Raw genomic sequence first — 21444 nt, forward strand, 5'->3', positions numbered from 1 at the left:
TACCTGTTTTGTTCTGTTCTGTTTTTCTCCTCTATTTTCTGACTTTTTTCCTAGACTTTAAATTTTTCCTTAACGATCGCTTGACAATCAAGACAGTCGCTACAATTAAACAGTTACAAGTTCTTTTGCTTTTGTATCCTGGATAGGTGCAGCTTTTACCCAAACTTGATCCAAACCACCACTAATTAAATGATGTTGTTGGTTAGTATCCTGTTGTGGATAATCTAAATGTTTGTGCATTCCGCGTGTTTCTTTGCGTTCCAAGGCACTGCTATACATCCATCTGGCTGTGGCTACCATTCCCGCAGCTTCCCTCGTGCGGAGAATATTGCTATTATCTGCAACTTGACTATTGCGAATTTCATCCCAGAGAGAATGTAATCTTTGCAATGATTCCGTTAAAGTTTGTTCATTGCGGAAATAATTGCGGTTATATGGGAAAACTTCCGCCTGAGTAGCTTTGATGATGTCTTCACTGTGAATTTGTTTTTCACTACCAGAGATAAATCCTACACCACCTACAGCTTGAACTGGTCTTTGGTTTGCTTGCACACCTAAATTGTGGGAGTATGTAGCCGCAGACTGTCCTGCCCAATACCCTGAAGATAACGCCCAAGCGGCATTATGACTACCACCACCAGTAAAACCACCACAAATTAATTCCCTTGTGGCTGCGTCACCAGCAGCATAGAGTCCACGCACAGAAGTAGCACAAGTATAATCGGTAATTCTAATCCCACCTGTACCCCGAACAGTTCCCTCTAAACGCAGAGTCACAGGGAAACGTTGAGTAAAGGGATCAATACCTGCACGATCAAAAGGTAGAAAGAAATTGGGTTGAGATAAACGCATTGTCACCCGCATTTCTGCTGATGCTTTGTCTATAATGGCGTAAACAGGCTGAGTTAGCAAAGTTTCGGCAATGACAGAACGCCCTTTTTGCGAACCAGCGCCGGGGATAGGTGTCCCATCTTCGTAGGTGAAAGTTGCCCAATTATAGAATAAGGTTTTGGTGACAGAAGAAAAAGCAGGTGCGATGCCATAGGCGTTGGAAAATTCCATTCCTGACATATCTGCACCGGCTTCGGCTGCCATCAGGTATCCATCCCCTGTTAGCACATTGCAACCCAAGGCCTTACTCAAGAAAGCACAGCCTCCGGTGGCAATGATCACTGAATGCGATCGCACAACCCACTTTTCACCAGTCTGACGGTTAACTCCTGTCGCCCCAGCTACAGCCCCTTCTGCATCTACTAACAACTGTAAAGCCGGACTGTGATCTAAAATTTTCACCCCTGCCCGTTTTACTTGTTGTCGCATCAAACGCATATATTCTGGACCCTGGAGACTGCGCCGATAGGGTTTACCATCTTCATCTGTAGGGAAAGGATAACCCCAGTCAGCTAGTTGGTTGACATTCGCATAAGTTTGATCTAGTACCCGCTGCATCCAATCACGGCTAGATAAAAATCCTCCTAAAGCTTCTCTAGAAGCCATTGCAGCTTCTCGACCGTCGGGTTCGGGTGCAACATACCATACACCGTTACCTGATGCGGCAGCACAGCCACTTGTACCACAATAGCCTTTATCTACTAAAACCACTTTTGCACCAGCATTAGCCGCACTCCACGCTGACCAAGTTCCAGCCGGTCCGCCCCCAATTACTAATACATCAGCTAATAAGGTTTGATCAACATCGCTATCTTGGGAAAATAATTGTTTTTGAGTCATGGAAATTCCTCTTTTTTGTAACATTAATTGACGGAAGGAAACCCAACAAAATTCTGAAAATGTTGGGTTGCGCTGTCGCTTAACCCAACCTACGCAGTAGCTTAAACTCCTGGTGTAGTTCCACCATCAACTTGAATTTCTGCACCAGTGATAGAAGCAGCTAAATCAGAAACTTCGAAGAAAGAAGCAAAGTTGTAGATTTTTAATTTTTATTAATAGCATTTCCTAGTCTAATGAAGTACAAAATTATCTGCGTTTATCTGCGTCCATCTGCGTTTGATTATTAACGCTTGTACCTGACTTGAATGGGAATTGCTATATGCGCCAAAGCCTACAACTTAATTTTGTCTAGCTGCAAATTTTTCTAATAGAAATTGCTTGAGATGTGGCTGTTCTAAATTAATGCCCAATTCATTAGCTTTTTGAGCAATTTGTTCATAAGTTAAACCTGCTTGAATTGCTTCTGCAATTAAGGCTATTCCTCCCGCTCTTGCACCACCAGCACAGTGAATTAAAATTGGTTTAGACAAATTCTCAACAGCTTTAATTGCTTCTGCTGTTAATTCTTGATTTGGTGCTTGAGAATTTAAGGGAATATTTGCATATTCTAATCCTACAATTTGTGCTTCTTGCTTTTCATCATGGAAAAAACCATTTTCATCAGAAGAACGTAAATTTAAAACTGATTTAAAACCTCCTATTGCCAATTGTTTTAATTCCTTGGATGAAATTTGTCCAGCGATACTCAAATCATCATTAACCTTTTTTAAATCAGTCATTTCGATTCCTCTTTGAATGAAATAAAATTAATAAATAGATGCTAAAACCTTATCTGCGGCGGCTCGTAATGCAGTTGCAGCACCAGCACTCATATCTCGTGGCGCACAAATTCTATTTCTCACATAAGCCAGTGTAATAGCCCCTGTAGCCGCGATAATGGGATCTATACTTTCTTTTCCACCAGTTCTTCCTCCTAGTAATAGTTCGTTATTACCATTAAGGAGATAATCAGCTAATAGTCTGAGGTGAAAATCAACAACTTCTTTAATTATCGAGATATCACCTAAAGATTGAACTCCAGAATTTTTGAGAATATCGCCAATAGCAACTTCTCGATTATCACTTAATCTTTCTGCTGCTTCAGCCCGATATTCAATAAATTCAGCATCAAATAAATCTAAAGGTAAGGGATTACCAATAGGTTCTACGCCAAATCTACGCCGTAAAAGTAAATTATTAGTAATATTGTCTGATTTAACTCGGTTGTAAGCAGGACGTTTTTTAAGTGCTGCAAACCAAATATTAATGAGAGGAAAGCGAGGATTTTCTTTGATGTGATATCCTCTATATACTGGTAAATTAGCCGCCAATCTATCTAAATGGGGACTATACATAATATCTACCAGGCTAAATGTTGATAAAAAATAGGGTTTTGAATATCTACCCAAAGTTTTTTCTATTTCATCTAATTTAGCTTCAAATTCTGCCTGTAAATTTGCTAATTCTTTGGCATCTTCTGGAGGTTGTCTCAAAAATTTGTAGGCAATATCCCGAAAACCATTAGTTTCTGCATCTTCAACCCATTGTCTGGCTAGAGCATTTTCTTCTGAATTTTCAGGTAACAACGTTTCGCCAAAGTGTTCTTCCAATTCTAAAAGAATGTCTTTAGATTCATAAACTAACTTGCCCTCAATTTTAGCAGCAGGTACAAGGGTTGTTGGTACTAAATCTGTGTACCATTTCGGTTTATTACTCAGATCAATAAATTCTGTTTCAAAGGGAATTTGTTTTTCTTCTAAGGCAAACCAAACTCTTTCACAAAAAGGACACCAAGAGTTACTATCTCTATATAACAATACCGATGGGTTTTTCTCCGGGGGAAGTTTATGTAAACCACTAGGAATAGGAGCAGTAGAAGGTGCTTGTCCTGGTCTTTTGACTCGACGGGCGGAGGTATTTTGTCGAGCTTTTTCTAATAATTGATCCCAAGTGAATATGGTAGTGCTTGCAATAGCCATTTCTTACCTTGCCTTATTTGGAACGCCAGAAAATACAAATAATTTTTCTTCTTTGGGTGTAGGTAGATTTTCACCTAAATAACGATGAATCCCTAAAGTTCCTAATAAATCTCGCCCATCACCAGCGCAAGCACTAACCACTCGAATAGTACCAGTTGGGGAGTTATCCAAACTGTAGGAAATATATTCCCGCACGATTTCTAGCCGTTGCTGCAATTTTGCTTCGCTATTGTAAAGATCGTGCCATTCTAACCAATCTTTTGGCATAAAAGAAGATTCCCGATTGCTAAAAATTCAGATTCTCAACAGTGTCTTTCATCACTATAACATAAAAATACGGTAAGTCTATCAAAAAACCGTAGATTAAATATAAACACAGACTACCATATCAATTTGGAAAAAATCAAGTAGTTAGATAATTAGGTTCTTCGGTTATTTTTATGGAAACCCTGGTTCAAAATCATTGAAAGCCCTATTGTGTAGGCATTTCATTGAAAATATGGAAATAATTGTTTATAACCCTTGTCCCGTAAGGGTTTTGTTATCATCAATCCTCAATCACGGCGTTGCTGATTAAGGGTATGAATTTTAGTCTCACGCAAAGGCGCAAAGACGCAAAGGTAAGATTTTTAAAGGTTCAATTTGGGAATTTCATACCTCAATTCAGCAACGCCCAATCCTCAATCACCATAAAAGAGACGCAAGAGCCGATAATTATTTATCTAGTAATGCAAAAGATGATTAAGTTGCTTCAATTGACTAACTTGCAATAAATCTACATTTCCACCACTGATAATTACGCCAATTCTCGCACCCGGTGCTTTAAATACACCTTCTAATAATGCTGTTGCGGCTACAACTCCGGTAGGTTCAACAACGATTTTTAAGCGTTCCCAAATCAAGAACATGGTGCGAATTATGCCTGCATCAGATACTGTCACCATATCATCTACGTATCGCAGGACTAGGGGAAAGGTGATTCTACCCAAACTGGGAGTTCGTACACCATCAGCAATGGTATGGGGATTATGGACAATTTGCAGGGTTTTGGTATAAAAGGAACGAGTAGCATCATCGGCTAATTCCGGTTCTACACCGATTATTTTACAATTAGGTAAAACCGCTTTTGTCGCAACTGCACAACCAGAAATTAACCCACCACCACCGCAACATACTAATAAGTAGTCTAGTTGTCCTACTTCTTGAATTAGTTCTAATGCAGTTGTACCTTGTCCAGCAATTATATGACGATGATCATAGGGGGGAATTAAAGTTAATTGGCGTTCTGCTGCGAGATTTTTGGTTAATTCTTCCCGGTTAGTTGTGTCACGGTTGTACAAAATGACTTCAGCACCATAACCGCGAGTTGCAGTTTGTTTGACTATCGGTGCATCATCAGGCATAACTACAATTGTGGGAATATTGAGTAATTTGCCAGCAAGAGCGATCGCTTGTCCATGATTTCCCGAAGAATAGGTAATTACCCCTTTGATTTTTTGCTTGGCTGATAATTGGACTAAGGCATTATAAGCACCACGAAACTTAAATGCTCCTGTCCGTTGAAAGTTTTCACATTTAAAAAATACTTGGCTTTGAGTCAGTTGATTGACGGTATCAGAGGTAATTACTGGTGTTTGATGAGCAATACCTAAAAGCCTTTTTTGTGCTGCTTCTACATCAGTAATAGTAACAGAATCAGATAATAACATTGTTTTTCATAAAGTAACTCTCACTATCATTAATATTAAATAAATACCAGGCGAATAGAATTCGCAGCTACACAGACAAAACCCACCTTCGTGGGTTCAAAAGCCTTAATTTTTCATTAGTCCACGCAGGTGGACTTTGTTTGTGTAGTTGCGACTTCTATTCGCCGGAAACTTTTAAAACATCCTCTAAGGGGCTGGATTAGGATAACGAGTGTGAATTGCATCTATTTCTGCAAAAATCTCTTTATCTAAAACCACATTGATACTATCTATATTTTCCTGCAATTGTGCCAAAGTTGTGGCGCCAATAATTGTACTTTTCACAAACCAGCGACTTTTAACAAATGCGATCGCTAATTGAGCAGGTGAGAGATTATACTTTTTAGCAATCTCCACATAAGCCTTAACCGCTTCTTGGACATTGGGTTTTAAATACCGTTGTCCAAAACCTGGAAATAGAGTTATTCTCGTATTTTCTAATTGTTGGTTTTCGATATACTTACCAGTCAAAAACCCAAAACCCAGGGGACTGTAAGCCAATAAACCCACATCTGTATAACGATAAACTTCAGCTAAACCTGATTCAAAATTACGATTTAATAAATTGTAAGCATTTTGAGTAGTGACAACTTTAGGTAATCCCAAATCATTAGCAATGCGAACAAACTCGCTCACCCCCCAAGGCGTTTCATTACTCAAACCCAAATAGCGAATCTTCCCCGCTTTAATTACATCAGCAAACGCCTGTAACTGTTCCGCAATAGCCACAGTTTCCCTTTCTAATTCTGGATTATAACTTGTCTGTCCAAATGTAGGAACATAACGATCAGGCCAATGAATTTGATACAAATCTATATAATCAGTTTGTAATCTCTGCAAACTATCATTTACCGCTTGTGTAATATTCTCACGGTCAACTTTATTATTTCCACCTCTCAACCAGGAAAAAGGACGACCAGGACCGGCAATTTTAGTAGCAACTATCAGTTGATCTCGTTGCTGTCTCTTCAACCATTCACCAATATAAGCCTCAGTTTTTCCTTGGGTTTCACCACGAGGAGGGACGGGATACATTTCCGCCGCATCCAGGAAATTTATCCCTTGAGCTACAGCATAGTCAAGTTGCTCATGCGCTTCTTCAATACTATTTTGATGTCCATAGGTCATAGTTCCCAAGCAAATCTCGGAAACTTTGAGGTCGCTTGCACCAAGTTGGTTGTATTCCATAATGTTTAAATGATTCTCCTCATTTCATTTTGCTACAAAAACTAAAAATATGACTATTGCCTTAAACTACACTAAATCTATTGATTTAGCGGAGTTAATGGGTGAAAACGTATACTATCATACACAATTGAAATATACAACCTTTTGTAGCAATTAATTTAAAATTATAAAAAATGTATCCACCAATACTCAAATTCTAGATTTTTTGTGAGATGCTGCTATTCATCAAAGATTAACTACAGTAAGCTGACCGATATACCGTATTTTACTAAATCAGGTAATTTAGTCATTACTATAGTCTTTAATCTCATTACGAATAAAAAACTAGTCTAAATAGACCTGTGACAGGAAAATTCTCTCTGAGAATTTCCCTTCTTTTCCTTGTGCTGCGAACTCCTAGCCCGGATTTCGTACTGAATCAAATTCTTTGTGTGTGTGGGGTTATCAATCAAAATGAAAAAAAATACTGGGAATTTATTGCTTACTTTGCCAATGTCTGTATTTTTGTTAGTCTTAGCAGCTAGTACAAAAACTCTTGCTAATGAAATAGGAGGAGAAAATGAGACAATAGGTAAAGAGACCTTATCACCCGTCAGCATAATTCCTGAATCTGACAAAGTTGCTCAAATAATTGCCCAAAAAGAACCTTCTTCTTCATCTGAGGAGTCACAACTTACATCTGTATCCCAGCTTTCAGATGTCCAACCAAGTGACTGGGCGTATGAGGCATTAAAATCCCTCATAGAACGTTATGATTGTTTGGTGGGTTCTGATACCAAATATCGTGGTAATCGGGCTTTGACTCGCTATGAATTTGCCGCAGGATTAAACGCTTGTTTAGATCAAATCAATAAACTTATTGCCTTATCTACATCTGATTTGGCTCTAAAAACAGATTTGGAAACCATACAGCGACTAAATGAAGAATTTAATGCCGAACTTACTGTATTACGCGGAAGATTAGACACAATAGAAGCACGAACCACAGAATTAGAAGCTAATCGATTTTCAACAACAACTAAGCTACAAGGTGAAGCTCAGTTTGTAGTTGGCGGAGTTTTAGCAGGTAATAACGTCGTCACCAAACAACCCGCACCCCGCACCATTACATTTTCAGAGCGAGTTCGTTTAATATTGAATACCAGTTTTACTGGGAAGGATCAACTACGGTTAACATTATCAGGTGGAAACATTAACTCATTAGGTGGAGTACCTAATCCTAGAGGAACTGGAACAGGACTTAGCACAAATAATCCCACTGGGGGAATTTTTGGTACATTTGACAGTAGAACTGCCGATAATGCCAGTCCTAGTTTTGGAGCTAATCAGATTGTTCTTGGCGGTATTCGTTATCGTTTTCCAGTTGGTAAAAAGACCCAATTCAACATTTTTGCCCAATCTGACGGAGCAAACGAGATTGGTTTAAGTGGTCCAACAAACCCATTTGAAGGGTCAGCTTCTAACGGGATTTCTCGGTTTTCCCGGCGGAATATGGTCTATAACTATGGAGATACAGGTCCAGGAGTTGCCATACTCCACGACCTAAATAAACAGTTTCAATTAGGATTATCATATAGTGCGCCTAATGGTGATAATCCTGCGCCTAATAATGGCTTATTTACAGGTAGATATGTAGCATTTGGACAGGTAACATACTTTAGCCCCAAAAAGAATTTCCGGCTAGGTTTAAGTTACGCTAACACCTATAGTCCAGCGGGTACTTTAGGTCAAGGGGGAACAAACTTTGGTCCGGCTGCGGGGAGTAACCTAGCAAACAGCACTATTTCAACTAACCCAGCCAACGCAGCTAGGGGCATTGTTGATAAAGGCACAGTAGGAAATCTTTATGGACTTGGGGCATTATATAAACTTAATCCCCGACTAGCAATCAATAGTTTTGTAGGTTATTCAGCCCATCGTTATTTGGGACAAGGAGATGGTCAAGTCTGGAACTGGGGAGTAGGACTAACATCTCCCGATTTAGGGAAAAAAGGTAGCATAGGAGCTATTTTTGTGGGTGTAGCACCAACACTAACTGCACTCAGTAAAAATGTAGATTTGGGAGTGGGTAAAGGTCAAGCCGACAAAGATACCTCTCTGCACGTTGAGGGATGGTATCAATATAAACTTACTGACAATATTGAAGTTACACCTGGATTCATTTGGGTGACAGCACCAAATTCCGATACTACCAATCCTGGTAGTGTGGTGGGTTGGCTGCGTACCACCTTCAGATTTTAACCCATAAATCAGGATTTGAGGATTTGCAGGATTTCGTATTGATCAAAAATCTTTCATCCTGTTAATCCTTCAATCCTGGACATCCTGATTCTGACATTTTCATCCTGTTAATCCTTCAATCCTGGACATCCTGATTCTGACATTTTCATCCTGTTAATCCTTCAATCCTGGACATCCTGATTCTGACATTTTCATCCTGTTAATCCTTTAATCCTGGACATCCTGATTCTGACATTTTCATCCTGTTAATCCTTTAATATTGGACATCCTGATTCTGACATTTTCATCCTGTTAATCCTTCAATCCTGGACATCCTGATTCTGACATTTTCATCCTGTTAATCCTTTAATCCTGGACATCCTGATTCTGACATTTTCATCCTGTCAATCCTTTAATATTGGACATCCTGATTCTGACATTTTCATCCTGTTAATCCTTTAATCCTGGACATCCTGATTCTGACATTTTCATCCTGTTAATCCTTAAATCTTGGACATCCTGATTCAGACATTTTCATCCTGTTAATCCTTTAATCCTGGACATCCTGATTCTGACATTTTCATAATCATTTTTCTGCAAGTTATGACTAACCCAACTGAATTATTTAATCATCGTTATGGTAATAGTAACTTCAATCCAGATATTCCCTGGAGTGACACCTTAGAAACTCTGTTATCCCATCGTTCAATTCGTGCTTATTTACCTGATGCTTTACCACCAGGAACATTAGAAGTTTTAATTGCTGCTGCTCAATCTGCTTCTACTTCTTCCAACCTCCAGACTTGGAGTGTAGTAGCAGTTGAAGATGCAAATCGCAAAGAAGAATTATCAAAACTAACTAATAATCAAGCACATATTCGCCAATGTCCTCTCTTTTTAGTATGGTTAGGAGATTTAGCTAGACTCACAAACATTGCCGAAAATCGTGGACTACCTCATGAAGGTTTAGATTATTTGGAAATGTTTTTAATGGCGGCTATAGATGCTGCATTAGCAGCACAAAATGCGGTAGTCGCAGCAGAATCTATTGGATTGGGAACTGTGTATATCGGTGCATTACGAAATAAACCAGAAGATGTAGCCAAAATTTTGAATTTACCACCTCATGTAGTTGCTGTTTTTGGTTTATGTGTGGGCTATGCTGATCCTGTTGTCAAGGTGGCAATTAAACCACGTTTACCACAATCAGTGGTAGTACATCGAGAAACATATCAACTTGCAGAACAAGAGCAAGGCATATCAGAATATAACCAAATCATGGCAAATTTTTACAATTCACAACACATGAATATTCCTGGTGATTGGTCGGAACATTCTAGTAAAAGAGTAGCATCGGCTGAATCATTATCTGGTCGGCATAGATTAAAAGAAATTCTGAATAATTTGGGGTTTAAATTACAATAATTAACTTTTGTAACAAGAATATAAATCACAAGAATTTGTTAACAAATAGTCAAAAATAAATTTTTCCTATTGTTTGATGTCAGCAATTAATATATTAATTGCCAAATTTTTTATGAAATAAATCCTCGTAAACAAGTGGGGATTTTTTTATGGGTATTTTTCATAAATTTCTTCTCAAATAGACTTGCAATTTTTATCTAGTTATGCCACACTAAATTAAAGCTACGGTATTCCTACCGATTTATAGTGGATTATAACTGGGAAACACAGATTGGCACAACAAGCAGACTGGTAGTAATGCCAGATGCTTGTTTACTAAAGCTTTCTGTCCAGAGAGATTCAAGTAAATAAAAACGAGTAATTTCTGTCAATCTTAAAATTTCCTCAAGCCGGAAAATAAATATATTAATTTACTCATGATTTCGGCTTAGAAAAATTATCCACAAGCATTGTCTATTTTTATTTGACAGATTTACTCTAAATAACCAATCAAACATCCACAATTAAGAGGTTTTGATCATGACTAATCAAGTAAAAGGAATGCAATTAAACCTTGAAGGACTGCAAAAGTCTTTTGGAAATAAAACTGTTTTACAAGGAATTGATTTAGAAATTCAGCCAGGAGAATTCGTAGCTATTGTTGGTCGCAGTGGCTGTGGTAAAAGTACAATGTTGCGTCTAGTTGCGGGGTTAGATGCTCCCAGTGGCGGCGATGTTTTGTTAAATGGCAAATATTCTGATAAACCCATTAATCCCGCTATCCGCATGATGTTTCAAGATGCTCGTTTGTTACCTTGGCAGCGAGTATTGGCAAATGTAGAGTTAGGTTTAATAGGTGCTAATTCCAAAGCTTATGCCAAGCAAACGGCTTTACAAGTGCTGCGTGAAGTAGGATTAGAAGACCGCGCTCAAGAATGGCCTTCTGTGCTTTCTGGTGGACAACGACAACGGGTAGCTTTAGCAAGAGCCTTAGCCAGTAAACCCTCTCTATTACTACTAGATGAACCTTTGGGGGCGTTGGATGCCCTAACTAGAATTGAAATGCAACAATTATTAGAACGTTTGTGGCAAGAACAAGGATTTACCTCACTGTTAATTACCCATGATGTAGAAGAAGCAGTGGTATTAGCAGACAGAGTAATTTTGATTGAAAATGGTCAAATTAGTATGAATGTAAAAATTGATCTTCCCCGTCCACGCGCTAGAGGAGACGCAAAGTTTGCCAAGACTGTAGAGATAATTTTAGACAGAGTTATGGGTAAACAAGAATCACTACAAACTGGATTTTCATCTTCTTATTTATTGAGTTCTGTGTCTGCCTAAATGTCATTACTAGAAACTGTTTGGAGCAAAAATTATGACTATCGCCATAGAAAGTCTACAAAAAGTCAAATTCGCACAGATAGGCGTTCAATTAGTCAACCTGTGGTGTTGTCTAGGCTATCCTTAGATTTAGATAAACACCGCAGTTCATACCCAGAAATTTTCCAGATGCTTCTGAGGTTATTTAGAGTTAGTAGGTGATATTGGTGAAAATAGAGAAAGCCAATTTTTCTCAACTTCTCTTTTCTAATCTTAGGGTTTAAACAATCTTGGTATTTGACTTATAACTGATATTCTCTACATAGCTTACCAAGCATTACTGTCAGTTATTTTTAGGTTTCCTCATGCCTTGTTGAGGTAGATTATTTTTTCTACCTCACTTTCTTAAATATTTAACAAAAATAAAAAATTTTCATAAAAAAGGGGTATTCAACCATGCTGAATTGGGAAAATAAATTTCAATCCTGGAAAAACAAACGGATTACTCGTCGTTCTGCTTTATCTGCTTTTAGCTCTAGTTTAGTCCTATCTGCTGCGTTATTCACTTGGAATACACCCCAAAATAGCGCTCAACAGCAAGCAATTTCATCTACTGGCAGTACAACTAACACAAATAGTAAACTAATTGCCAGTAATGACAAAAAAGTAGTCCGAATAGTTCGTTCTAAACAGCTTACAGCCTTAGCAGTTTTAGAAAAAAAAGGCACTTTAGAAAAACGATTAGGAGCTTTAGGTTATAAAGTTGAATGGCCTGAATTTGCTGCTGGACCACAACAGTTAGAAGCTTTAAATGCAAATGGACTTGATATTGCGTCTACAGCCGAATCACCTCCAGTTTTTTCTCAAGCAGCCGGAGTTCCTCTCGTATATTTAGCAGCTAACTCCTCTGATGGTAGAGCAATTTCACTTCTAGTTCCCCCCAATTCACCTGTTAAAAGGTTTAAGGATTTGAAAGGCAAAAAAGTTGCTTTCCAAAAAGCATCTATTGGACATTACCTCACAGTTAGAGCAGCGGAAAAAGAAGGTTTAAAACTCACTGACGTAACTTCAGTTTTTTTAGCACCTCCAGATGCTAATGCCGCCTTTAGCCAAGGTAAAGTAGATGCCTGGTTTATTTGGGAGCCATTTGTCACCAGAAATGTCCAAAACAAAGTGGGTCGGGTCTTATTAGATGGTGGTAAAGGTTTAAGAGATACTAATAACTTTTATACCACCACTCGTAAATACTACCAAGAAAATCCTCAAGTAATTAAAATCTTTTTTGAAGAATTACAAAAAGCACAAAATTGGTCTAAAAATAACCGTAAAGAAATTGCTCAGTTACTAGCTGCTACAACTCAGCTTGATGCCCCAACTTTAGAGAAAATGCACGACAAATATGATTTTGCATTAGTACCAATTAATGCAAAAGTGATCAAAAAACAACAAGAAGTTGCAGATAAATGGTATAGTCTGGGGCTTATACCTAAAAAAGTAAATGTTAGAGATGGGTTTTTAACACCCCAACAATATGCTGCATTTACTCCTAAAGAAGTTCTTGCTAAAAAGTAGCATTTTGTAATGGTTTTATTCTCTTTATATTAAAAAAAATGAAAAAGAATAAAACTTAAATTGATCTTTGACATTATATAACTTGAATGAATCTGATTTTCAACCATGCCGACACTGACTTTAACTAATTTGCAAATCACTTCTCTTGATGCTCCACTAGGAGCAGTTGTAACTGGATTAGATGGTACAAAATCTCTCGCTCCTGAAGTTATTTTACAATTAAAACAAGCACTTAGAGATTATCATATTCTCATCTTCAAAAATCAACATCTTAATGATGAGCAATTTTTGAACTTTAGTTTTAATTTTGGTTCATTATTTGTCCCACCAGATAATATTCCAGTTCTTGCTTCTCAACCAGGAGTAACACCAGTTATAATCCCTGTTTCTAATGTTGATGGTGGCTACACAGGTACAGGTGAATTAGCTTTTCATTCTGATCATAAATGGACACCCTATCCTTCTAGTGGTTCTCTACTTTATGCTTTAGAAGTACCATCTGAAGGTGGAGATACTTCTTGGTTAAATCTCAATTTAGCTTATGAAACTTTGGATGAATCAACCAAACAACAAATTGCAGATTTGCAGTTGATTACTTATAATCCATTTTTAAATAAGCCAGGAGAACCTCGCCGAAAGTATCGTGAGGATAAGAATATTACTCTCATTAGTCCTGTCTTTCCCCACCCATTGGTGAGAACTCATCCAGAGAGTGGTAAAAAGATTTTGTATTTAGATTACACCACAGAAGTTGAAGTTGTTGGTTTAGAACCCCAAGAGGGTAAGGAATTAATTGAACAGTTGAGAAATCATCTGCATCAACCTCAATTTTATTATCAACATAAATGGTCTGTAGGCGATATTGTCTACTGGGATAATCAATCTACATTACATTATCGTCAAGCTTTTGATCCTCATCAACGTCGGGTCATGAAACGCATTAGTTTAGCGGGTAGTCGCCCATTTTAGGTTCTGGAATAAACCGATTTGAATTGAAATTAAGTGAGGAGACATAATTATGAACTTTAATCTACAACGCCGCAGAGTTTTACAGAAATTTATTCAATATTCAGCATTAGCTTTGGTTTTTCTTTCTACTCCCATTGCTAGTAATATAGTCGAAGCCCAAAATACAACTAATAAAGCAGGAATTAAAACAAAAGTAGTCCGACTTGCTTATCAAACTTCTGGAGATATTGTGAAAATTAAAGGAGTGGTAGATAAGCGTCTTGAGCCTTTAGGTATCAAGGTAGAATGGTCTCCATTTCCTGCTGGTCCACAACTAATGGAAGCGATGAATGCAAATAGGGTTGATATTGGTTCTGTAGGAGAAACACCACCAATTTTTGCTCAAGCTGCTGGCGCTCAATTAGCTTATATTGCTGGACGTAAACCTAGTAAAGGTGAAGGTAGTGCTATTGTTGTCCAGCCAGATTCTCCTATTAAGACAGTTAAGGATCTTAAAGGGAAAAAAGTTGTTTTTCAAAAAGGATCAGCATCACATTATTTACTACTAAGAGCCTTGGCTGAAGCAGGTTTAAAATATAGCGATATTCAAGCAGTTAGTTTAACTCCAGCAGAAGCTCGTGATGCTTTTATTCAAAAGAAAATTGATGCTTGGGTAGCCTGGGACCCCTTTATTGCGGTTGTCCAAAAAACTGCTAATGCTCGTATTTTGAGAAATGCTTCCAGAATTGCTACTCAAGGTGGATTTTATATGGCTAGACGGAGTTTTGCTGTGGAAAATCCAGAAGTTGTGCGGATAGTTTTAGAAGAGGTAGATAAATTAGGAGAATGGGCAGAATCTAATCCTGACGAAGTTGTGAAAATTCTTGCACCTGAACTAAAACTTGATCCTGCACTTTTAGCTGTGGTAGTTCGGAGACGGACATTCCGTATACGCCCAATTAACTCATCTCTTGTTGCTGAACAACAACGCATTGCAGATTTGTTTTATAAGGAAGGGGTTATTCCTAAACAAGTTGCCATTAAAGAGTCGGTTTTAAGTTCTCAACAGTATGCAGCTATTACACCCCAAAGAATTAGTAAGAAATAACCTGTAGTTATTCTGATTTTTACTTTGGCGGCTAAACCCCGCCCTTAGAGGATGTTTGAAAAGTCGTATCCCGTAATTTTCATCACATTGTTACCCCCCTTTCCCCTTGTAAAGGGGGGTAACAATAAAAATCCACTTCTTTCCCCTTTACAAGGGGAGGGTTAGGGAGGGGTAAAAAATATTTGATACATCAACCATAACTTTTCAAACACCCTCTTAGAGGATGTTTGAAAAGTATCAGAATTAATCGAGATCCCCCCAACCCCCCTTACAAAGCTTACAAAGGGGGGCTAAATTCCTCAAAGTTCCCCTTTTCAAGGGGGATTTAGGGGGATCTGCGGGTGTCAGATCCCACACGAAAAAGTTTTCAAACAACCTCTTAATCATCCTGATCACCGGTTAATAATTATGAAACTTTCTTCTCCTGGTTTTTCATCAAAGTATACAATGAGAAAAAATAAGTTCCATTTGAAGTTTATCAAAAATCCCTATTTTCAATCATTCATACCTTGGGTTGTACCCATAACAATAATTATATTCTGGCAATTCTTGTCTTCTGTTGGGGTTATTCCCATTAGAATATTACCAGCACCTTTAGCAGTTGTTAGTGCTGCTATTAAATTAACTCAGACAGGTGAACTTTTCAGAAATATTGGTATTAGTGCCATAAGAGCAATATCTGGGTTTTTAGTGGGAGGAAGTATTGGTTTTAGCTTAGGTTTACTTAATGGTGTTTCTCCGATTGCGGAAAAGTTACTAGATACATCACTGCAAATGCTGCGGAATATTCCTAACTTAGCATTAATTCCATTGGTAATTTTATGGTTTGGCATTGGTGATGAGGCGAGATTATTCCTGGTATCTTTAGGTGTAATGTTTCCTATTTATTTAAACACTTTTCATGGGATTCGCAGTGTTGATCACGGATTGATTGAAATGGGTAAAATTTACGGTTTAAATACTTGGGGTTTATTTTGGCGAATTATTCTCCCAGGGGCAATGTCTTCAATTTTAGTTGGTGTGCGGTTCTCTTTAGGGATTATGTGGTTAACACTGATTGTCGCAGAAACAATTGCTGCGGATTCTGGGATTGGTTATATGGCAACAAATGCTAGAGAATTTATGCAAACTGACGTTGTAGTTTTAAGTATTTTAATATATGCCTTGTTCGGCAAGCTGGCTGATATAGTTGCTAAAACTTTAGAAAACTATTGGTTGCAATGGAATCCCAGTTATTTGAAGGGTTAATCTACTCATACTCGATAGAGTTACAGTATTTTTTGTAAAAGTATTGCTTTTCTTGATTCTTTTGTGTAATACTCTTGAGTATTACCCAAATAGTACGGTTTACCGATAGAGTTAACGTAGTTTTTGATTGAAAAATTTTACACTTAAGTATCATGCAAGTTCTTTGGTTTATTCCCACACATGGCGATGGACGTTATTTAGGAACTGCTACAGGTGGTCGTTCAGTTAACTTTGATTATTGGCGACAAATTGCCCAAGCGGTTGATCAATTAGGGTTTACAGGGGCTTTATTACCCACAGGTCGTTCTTGTGAAGATGCCTGGATTTTAGCTTCAACTTTGGTAACGCACACTAAAAAAATGCGGTTTTTAGTAGCAATCCGTCCGGGGTTAATGTCGCCAGGAGTAGCAGCAAGAATGGCAGCAACTTTTGATAGAATTTCTGGCGGAAGATTATTAATTAATGTCGTGACTGGTGGTGATCCTGTTGAATTAGCTGGTGATGGTTTGCATCTTGGTCATGATGATCGCTATCAACTAACTGATGAATTTTTAACAGTTTGGCGAGAAATTGCTGGAGGTGAAATTTCTAATTTTGAAGGTGATTATCTCAATATTAAAGAGGGGAAAATCCTATTCCCTAATATCCAAAAACCTCACCCACCTTTGTGGTTTGGTGGTTCTTCTCCCATTGCTCAAGTAATTGCTGCCAAGCACGTTGATGTTTATTTAACTTGGGGTGAACCACCTCAACAAGTAGCAGAAAAAATTGCTGCTGTGAGACGTTTGGCACAAGCACAAGGCCGAACATTAAGCTTTGGTATTCGTCTTCATGTCATTGTCAGAGAAACTGAAAGTCAAGCTTGGGATGCTGCTAATGATTTGATTCGTTATGTAGATGATGCAGCTATTAAAAAATCCCAACAAGCTTATGCCAGAATGGATTCAGTTGGACAAAACCGCATGAAGGAATTACATAATGGCAGTCGGGAAGCATTAGAAATTAGCCCTAATTTATGGGCAGGAATTGGTTTAGTTAGAGGTGGTGCGGGAACTGCATTAGTAGGTGATCCCGATACTGTTGCTAAAAGAATGCAGGAATATGCGGACATAGGAATTGATACTTTTATCTTCTCTGGTTATCCCCATTTAGAGGAAGCTTATCGGGTAGCAGAATTGCTTTTTCCTCGTTTACCTTTGGATAATTTACCAACAATAGAACCACAACTATTAAGTCCTTTTGGTGAAATTGTTGCTAACCGGGAATTTCCTCAACAGCTTCAAGAACAACTTAGAGAAACAACAGTAGCCACCGTAGATTAGTTGAAAATTAATTCAATCAAGAGGTTTTTGTCAGATGACTTATATTTTAGCGATCGCTGGTAGTCCTTCTCATCCTTCTAGAACCTATGGAATTTTAGAATATGCAACTCAAATTCTTTCCCAACAAGGTTTAGAAACAGATATTATTTCTGTACGGGATTTACCTGCGGAAGATTTAGTTTATGGACGTTACAATAGTCCAGCTTTAGAAAAACCAAAAGCACTACTAGAACGAGCTAGTGGGGTAATTATTGCTACGCCAATTTATAAGGCTGCATATACTGGGTTACTCAAATCTTTTTTAGATTTATTACCACAAAAAGCTTTAAATGGTAAGGTTCTATTACCATTAGCTACTGGTGGTACAATCGCTCATTTATTATCAATAGAATATGCCTTAAAACCAGTTTTAGGTGAATTAGGTGCAAGACATATTTTAAGTACAGTTTACGCAGTAGATAAGCAAATTCAAATTCAAGCTGATGGTAGTTTGCAATTGGATGAAGAAATTGATCAACGCCTCAAAGAAGTTTTAACAGAATTTATCCAAGCTGTTAATAAGTCTCAACCTGATGTCAAAGAATTAGCATATAGTAACTAAAGGTATCTATGAATCAATACTCTGATTTACTATCGGAACTCTCTGATTTTCTTTATCCTCGTAGTCCTTATTATGGAGATTTGAAGTCAGAACATTTAGAATTTAATGCTCAACTTCAAGATTTTTCGCAACGAGTGAGCTATATTTCTGGTCTACAAACTGGTGGTAAACTTTCCTCAGAAGAGGCTTATAAACAAATACATATTCTCTGGAAAAATTTAAAAATGACCAAGAAAAAAATATTAATTTGCTAAAAAAAAGTAGATCCCCGACTTCTATCATTGGTTAATAATTTAATTGACATCATCAAATAAGAAGTCGGGGATCTTACCCCAACTAATAAACCCAAAAAAATTACTATCGTTTGTATATTTCATCATCAAAATTGTCGTAGAATTGCAAGCGAGCAGTTCCCACAACTAAATTATTTACATTTTCTCCAGGGGAAATAACCTGGACTCAAAATGGATAAATACCTTTGTTGGTGGGATTATAAAATGGTTTTAAACCGATGGTAATTGTTTAATTAGCGGTAACTGGTTGGTTAAAATTAGCAATAACAGTTTGCGGTTGATATGGATTTTTGGCTAGGGTAATACCTAGCCTTTTTTTTGTCCATTTGTTTCTGCAAAAGCAATAAGTAGGTTGGCGTTGAAAATTGTCGTTGGGGTAAGGGAACAGGAAGAGAGTTTTGAGTGATTTTACTTTTCTTCACATACCTTTAAATTTTTCTGTTCACCTACTTACTGTTTTTTTTGATCAAATTCAATATTTTCTAGACCGTCTATTTGTGTGAAAACAACCTATTGTAATTGCTAATTAGCCAGAAATTCTGGTAAGTTCTATCTAACTGCATAAAATTCTAGCTCACGAATCAAAATTCTCTTAGTTATGGAAATTAGGGATGAAAAAATATAATCCGCTAAATAATGCTGGTAAACTGACTGCTTTCCTATGTTTGCTTACCATTTTGCTCACACCTTGTGTGATAGTTAATGCTGGTGAACGTGGTGTATTAATGAAATTTGGTCAAGTCCAAACACAGATATTAGGAGAAGGTATTCACTTAATTATCCCTGTAGTTAATACAGTTAAAAAATTAAGTATCAGAATTCATAAGCAGGAAATATCAACTGAAGCAGCTTCTAAAGATTTACAGAATGTTTTTACAGATTTAACTCTTAATTGGCATTTTTTACCAGATAAAGTTAATAAAATATTTCAACAAATTGGTGATGAAGATCAGGTTATTGAATCTATTATAAATCCAGCAATTGAAGAAGTATTAAAAGCAGTCGTAGCCCAATATACTGCTGAAGAAGTAATTACAAAACGCGGGGATGTTAAGAGAGAGTTAGATCAAGCCCTAACGGCAAGATTGGGAAATTATAATATAGCAGTTGATGATATTTCCTTAGTTCATATTCGCTTTTCTGACCAATTCAGAGCAGCAGTAGAATCCAAACAAATTGCCGCACAGGAAGCAAAACGGGCTGAATTTATTGCCTTAAAAGCAGTGAAAGAAGCAGAAGTAAAAGTCAATTTAGCCAAAGGGGAAGCAGAAGCTCAAAACTTACTCAGAGAGAGTTTGACACCGGAATTACTGCAAAGGCAAGCGATAGAAAAATGGAATGGAAAACTACCGCTAATTATGGGTAAAGATAGTTTAAATATCTGGGATATTCAGAAGTTAATTACAGCTAGTGAAAATTAACTTCTGTAGAATATGGTAAATAATTCTAGTAATCACCCATTAGTAAAGAAAATGGGAGTATCAATAATCTTCAATTGAATTAGAAGTACAATCACTAATGTGTATGCAGTTGAAGAAACGAGACTGTTAAATAATTCTTTTTTGAGATTACGTTCCTTGTTTTCTTGTTGAAACATATCTACTGAGCCATATTGCATCAACAGGATGCCTATAATATTTGATAGCCAGTAGCCAAGAATAGTACAAGGAAACAGTAATTTTGGCGATAATAAACTACATAAATACCCAAAAAAGTAAGCAATGGGTAGATTAAATAATAAATCATTCCACCAACATAAAGGAGAAAGCAAGTATCCCAACACTAACAAAAATCCACCCCTGAGTTTCTTCCAAATATTCACGTTTGGCTGCGCTAAGTAGAGTTGTGTATTTTCGCTATTCATGCTGACTGTCGAGCTTTCTGTTTGGAGATTAGTCATAAAACTACACTATTTTTATAGTCTTAGAGGGTGTTTGAGAAGTTTTTAATGTATAAACAAACCCCTCTCCAAACCTCTCCCCGAAGCGGGGAGAGGCTTTGAAAACCCCCTTCCCTCGTAGGGAAGGGGGCAGGGGGGTTAGGTTTTTGGAGATTATCGGTTTCATCTAATACTTTTAAAACATCCTCTTAGTGTAGTTTAACCTAGAAAGCGAGAAAATGTCCAGTTTTTAAACTAACTATTTAGTTCAAAAATATTTTGATTTTTGGTGAAAAATATTAGTAATATGCCCCAAGTAGGCTATAAGTTAAACTAGCAAGCACTAATGACGTAATAATTACATAGACAAAATTTCGCTGTAAAAGAAAAGTGCAGAAAGAAATGATCACGCGCAAAATAGGAATAGCAATGAGTATCAACAATCCTAATTGAATAATTCCCCGGCGGCTACCTGCCAAAACAGCATTTACTACACCTGTTGGGGAATGAAACTCAGATGGTGTACCTCGAAATATTTGATATTCAGCAGGCTCAGAACCATGATTAATCAAGTACAAAATACCTCCGAATAATACTATAGAACTAGCGATTAAAACTCCATATTTAAGGAGGTTACTGAGTAGATATTCTAATTGTTTTTCATTGGCTGATTTTGTGAATTTTTGATGATTAAGATTTTCATCATGATGACTGAGACGCTGTTCTTCTAGTTGTTGAATATCACAATCTCGCTCTTCTAATTGAAAAGTGAAATTTCCAACTTTTCTTTCTATCTCTGTTGTGCAAGTCCACCGAAAACCAGAATTTAATTTATACATAA

Annotated in this window: 19 protein-coding genes; 11 read left to right on the forward strand and 8 right to left on the reverse strand. The window is 37.4% G+C overall.

Going from position 1 to position 21444, the window contains the following annotated elements; genetic code table 11:
* Positions 1-105: 105 nt before the first annotated feature.
* From NG743_RS25800 to NG743_RS25825, 6 genes are all read right to left on the reverse strand, one after another.
* Positions 106-1731, reverse strand: a complete 1626-nt coding sequence (locus NG743_RS25800) for an FAD-dependent oxidoreductase (RefSeq protein ID WP_257121164.1) — start codon at positions 1729-1731, stop codon at positions 106-108.
* Positions 1732-2069: 338 nt separating this feature from the next.
* Positions 2070-2510, reverse strand: a complete 441-nt coding sequence (locus tag NG743_RS25805; protein WP_027401214.1) for a protein tyrosine phosphatase family protein — start codon at positions 2508-2510, stop codon at positions 2070-2072.
* A 27-nt stretch (positions 2511-2537) separates the two neighbouring features.
* Positions 2538-3749, reverse strand: coding sequence for a glutathione S-transferase family protein (locus NG743_RS25810; protein ID WP_257121165.1), 1212 nt, complete (start codon positions 3747-3749; stop codon positions 2538-2540).
* A gap of 3 nt (positions 3750-3752) precedes the next feature.
* The gene (locus tag NG743_RS25815; protein WP_193962563.1) at positions 3753-4016 is read right to left on the reverse strand and encodes a hypothetical protein; all 264 of its coding nucleotides are present in this window, start codon (positions 4014-4016) and stop codon (positions 3753-3755) included.
* A 455-nt stretch (positions 4017-4471) separates the two neighbouring features.
* Positions 4472-5458 carry a threo-3-hydroxy-L-aspartate ammonia-lyase gene (locus NG743_RS25820; protein WP_257121166.1) on the reverse strand — a complete coding sequence of 329 codons (987 nt, stop codon included), beginning with the start codon at positions 5456-5458 and terminating at the stop codon, positions 4472-4474.
* A gap of 186 nt (positions 5459-5644) precedes the next feature.
* Complete coding sequence (locus tag NG743_RS25825) at positions 5645-6685, reverse strand: NADP(H)-dependent aldo-keto reductase (protein WP_257121167.1); 1041 nt, start codon at positions 6683-6685, stop codon at positions 5645-5647.
* Between the two features lie 453 nt (positions 6686-7138).
* Between NG743_RS25825 and NG743_RS25830 the strand changes: the two genes are divergently transcribed.
* The 11 genes from NG743_RS25830 (at position 7139) to NG743_RS25880 (ending at position 20145) form a co-directional block, all read left to right on the forward strand.
* Complete coding sequence (locus NG743_RS25830; protein ID WP_257121168.1) at positions 7139-8926, forward strand: iron uptake porin; 1788 nt, start codon at positions 7139-7141, stop codon at positions 8924-8926.
* A 582-nt stretch (positions 8927-9508) separates the two neighbouring features.
* Entirely contained in the window at positions 9509-10330 is an 822-nt protein-coding gene (locus tag NG743_RS25835) for an NADPH-dependent oxidoreductase (RefSeq protein WP_193962567.1), read from the forward strand.
* A gap of 519 nt (positions 10331-10849) precedes the next feature.
* The gene (locus NG743_RS25840; protein WP_027401207.1) at positions 10850-11653 is read left to right on the forward strand and encodes an ATP-binding cassette domain-containing protein; all 804 of its coding nucleotides are present in this window, start codon (positions 10850-10852) and stop codon (positions 11651-11653) included.
* Between the two features lie 435 nt (positions 11654-12088).
* Entirely contained in the window at positions 12089-13204 is a 1116-nt protein-coding gene (locus NG743_RS25845) for an aliphatic sulfonate ABC transporter substrate-binding protein (RefSeq protein WP_027401206.1), read from the forward strand.
* Positions 13205-13309: 105 nt separating this feature from the next.
* Positions 13310-14173: a TauD/TfdA dioxygenase family protein gene (locus NG743_RS25850; protein ID WP_257121170.1), complete on the forward strand. Its 864-nt coding sequence runs from the start codon at positions 13310-13312 to the stop codon at positions 14171-14173.
* Positions 14174-14222: 49 nt separating this feature from the next.
* Entirely contained in the window at positions 14223-15260 is a 1038-nt protein-coding gene (locus tag NG743_RS25855) for a sulfonate ABC transporter substrate-binding protein (protein ID WP_027401204.1), read from the forward strand.
* Between the two features lie 447 nt (positions 15261-15707).
* Positions 15708-16508 (forward strand): aliphatic sulfonate ABC transporter permease SsuC, encoded by an 801-nt coding sequence (ssuC, locus tag NG743_RS25860; RefSeq protein WP_071992748.1) that lies wholly within the window; start codon positions 15708-15710, stop codon positions 16506-16508.
* A 152-nt stretch (positions 16509-16660) separates the two neighbouring features.
* On the forward strand, positions 16661-17830 hold the full coding sequence (gene ssuD, locus NG743_RS25865; protein ID WP_193963412.1) for an FMNH2-dependent alkanesulfonate monooxygenase: 1170 nt from the start codon (positions 16661-16663) through the stop codon (positions 17828-17830).
* 34 nt (positions 17831-17864) lie between these two features.
* Positions 17865-18431: an NADPH-dependent FMN reductase gene (gene ssuE, locus NG743_RS25870; RefSeq protein WP_027401201.1), complete on the forward strand. Its 567-nt coding sequence runs from the start codon at positions 17865-17867 to the stop codon at positions 18429-18431.
* 8 nt (positions 18432-18439) lie between these two features.
* Positions 18440-18685, forward strand: a complete 246-nt coding sequence (locus tag NG743_RS25875; protein WP_027401200.1) for a DUF7219 family protein — start codon at positions 18440-18442, stop codon at positions 18683-18685.
* Positions 18686-19335: 650 nt separating this feature from the next.
* Positions 19336-20145, forward strand: a complete 810-nt coding sequence (locus NG743_RS25880) for a prohibitin family protein (RefSeq protein ID WP_027401199.1) — start codon at positions 19336-19338, stop codon at positions 20143-20145.
* A 32-nt stretch (positions 20146-20177) separates the two neighbouring features.
* Here NG743_RS25880 and NG743_RS25885 read toward each other — a convergent pair whose 3' ends face one another.
* Positions 20178-20588 carry a DUF7980 family protein gene (locus tag NG743_RS25885; RefSeq protein ID WP_080683827.1) on the reverse strand — a complete coding sequence of 137 codons (411 nt, stop codon included), beginning with the start codon at positions 20586-20588 and terminating at the stop codon, positions 20178-20180.
* Positions 20589-20902: 314 nt separating this feature from the next.
* Positions 20903-21442 carry a DUF1634 domain-containing protein gene (locus NG743_RS25890; RefSeq protein WP_027401197.1) on the reverse strand — a complete coding sequence of 180 codons (540 nt, stop codon included), beginning with the start codon at positions 21440-21442 and terminating at the stop codon, positions 20903-20905.
* Between the last annotated feature and the right edge of the window lie 2 nt (positions 21443-21444).

Source organism: Dolichospermum heterosporum TAC447, from assembly GCF_024584745.1.
Lineage (GTDB): Bacteria > Cyanobacteriota > Cyanobacteriia > Cyanobacteriales > Nostocaceae > Dolichospermum > Dolichospermum heterosporum.

What these genes read in the sequence shown, in the direction of transcription:
- NG743_RS25800 (WP_257121164.1), bottom strand. Translation starts at nt 1,731, where the DNA reads ATGACTCAAAAACAATTATTTTCCCAAGATAGCGATGTTGATCAAACC.
- NG743_RS25805 (WP_027401214.1), bottom strand. Translation starts at nt 2,510, where the DNA reads ATGACTGATTTAAAAAAGGTTAATGATGATTTGAGTATCGCTGGACAA.
- NG743_RS25810 (WP_257121165.1), bottom strand. Translation starts at nt 3,749, where the DNA reads ATGGCTATTGCAAGCACTACCATATTCACTTGGGATCAATTATTAGAA.
- NG743_RS25815 (WP_193962563.1), bottom strand. Translation starts at nt 4,016, where the DNA reads ATGCCAAAAGATTGGTTAGAATGGCACGATCTTTACAATAGCGAAGCA.
- NG743_RS25820 (WP_257121166.1), bottom strand. Translation starts at nt 5,458, where the DNA reads ATGTTATTATCTGATTCTGTTACTATTACTGATGTAGAAGCAGCACAA.
- NG743_RS25825 (WP_257121167.1), bottom strand. Translation starts at nt 6,685, where the DNA reads ATGGAATACAACCAACTTGGTGCAAGCGACCTCAAAGTTTCCGAGATT.
- NG743_RS25830 (WP_257121168.1), top strand. Translation starts at nt 7,139, where the DNA reads ATGAAAAAAAATACTGGGAATTTATTGCTTACTTTGCCAATGTCTGTA.
- NG743_RS25835 (WP_193962567.1), top strand. Translation starts at nt 9,509, where the DNA reads ATGACTAACCCAACTGAATTATTTAATCATCGTTATGGTAATAGTAAC.
- NG743_RS25840 (WP_027401207.1), top strand. Translation starts at nt 10,850, where the DNA reads ATGACTAATCAAGTAAAAGGAATGCAATTAAACCTTGAAGGACTGCAA.
- NG743_RS25845 (WP_027401206.1), top strand. Translation starts at nt 12,089, where the DNA reads ATGCTGAATTGGGAAAATAAATTTCAATCCTGGAAAAACAAACGGATT.
- NG743_RS25850 (WP_257121170.1), top strand. Translation starts at nt 13,310, where the DNA reads ATGCCGACACTGACTTTAACTAATTTGCAAATCACTTCTCTTGATGCT.
- NG743_RS25855 (WP_027401204.1), top strand. Translation starts at nt 14,223, where the DNA reads ATGAACTTTAATCTACAACGCCGCAGAGTTTTACAGAAATTTATTCAA.
- ssuC (WP_071992748.1), top strand. Translation starts at nt 15,708, where the DNA reads ATGAGAAAAAATAAGTTCCATTTGAAGTTTATCAAAAATCCCTATTTT.
- ssuD (WP_193963412.1), top strand. Translation starts at nt 16,661, where the DNA reads ATGCAAGTTCTTTGGTTTATTCCCACACATGGCGATGGACGTTATTTA.
- ssuE (WP_027401201.1), top strand. Translation starts at nt 17,865, where the DNA reads ATGACTTATATTTTAGCGATCGCTGGTAGTCCTTCTCATCCTTCTAGA.
- NG743_RS25875 (WP_027401200.1), top strand. Translation starts at nt 18,440, where the DNA reads ATGAATCAATACTCTGATTTACTATCGGAACTCTCTGATTTTCTTTAT.
- NG743_RS25880 (WP_027401199.1), top strand. Translation starts at nt 19,336, where the DNA reads ATGAAAAAATATAATCCGCTAAATAATGCTGGTAAACTGACTGCTTTC.
- NG743_RS25885 (WP_080683827.1), bottom strand. Translation starts at nt 20,588, where the DNA reads ATGAATAGCGAAAATACACAACTCTACTTAGCGCAGCCAAACGTGAAT.
- NG743_RS25890 (WP_027401197.1), bottom strand. Translation starts at nt 21,442, where the DNA reads ATGTATAAATTAAATTCTGGTTTTCGGTGGACTTGCACAACAGAGATA.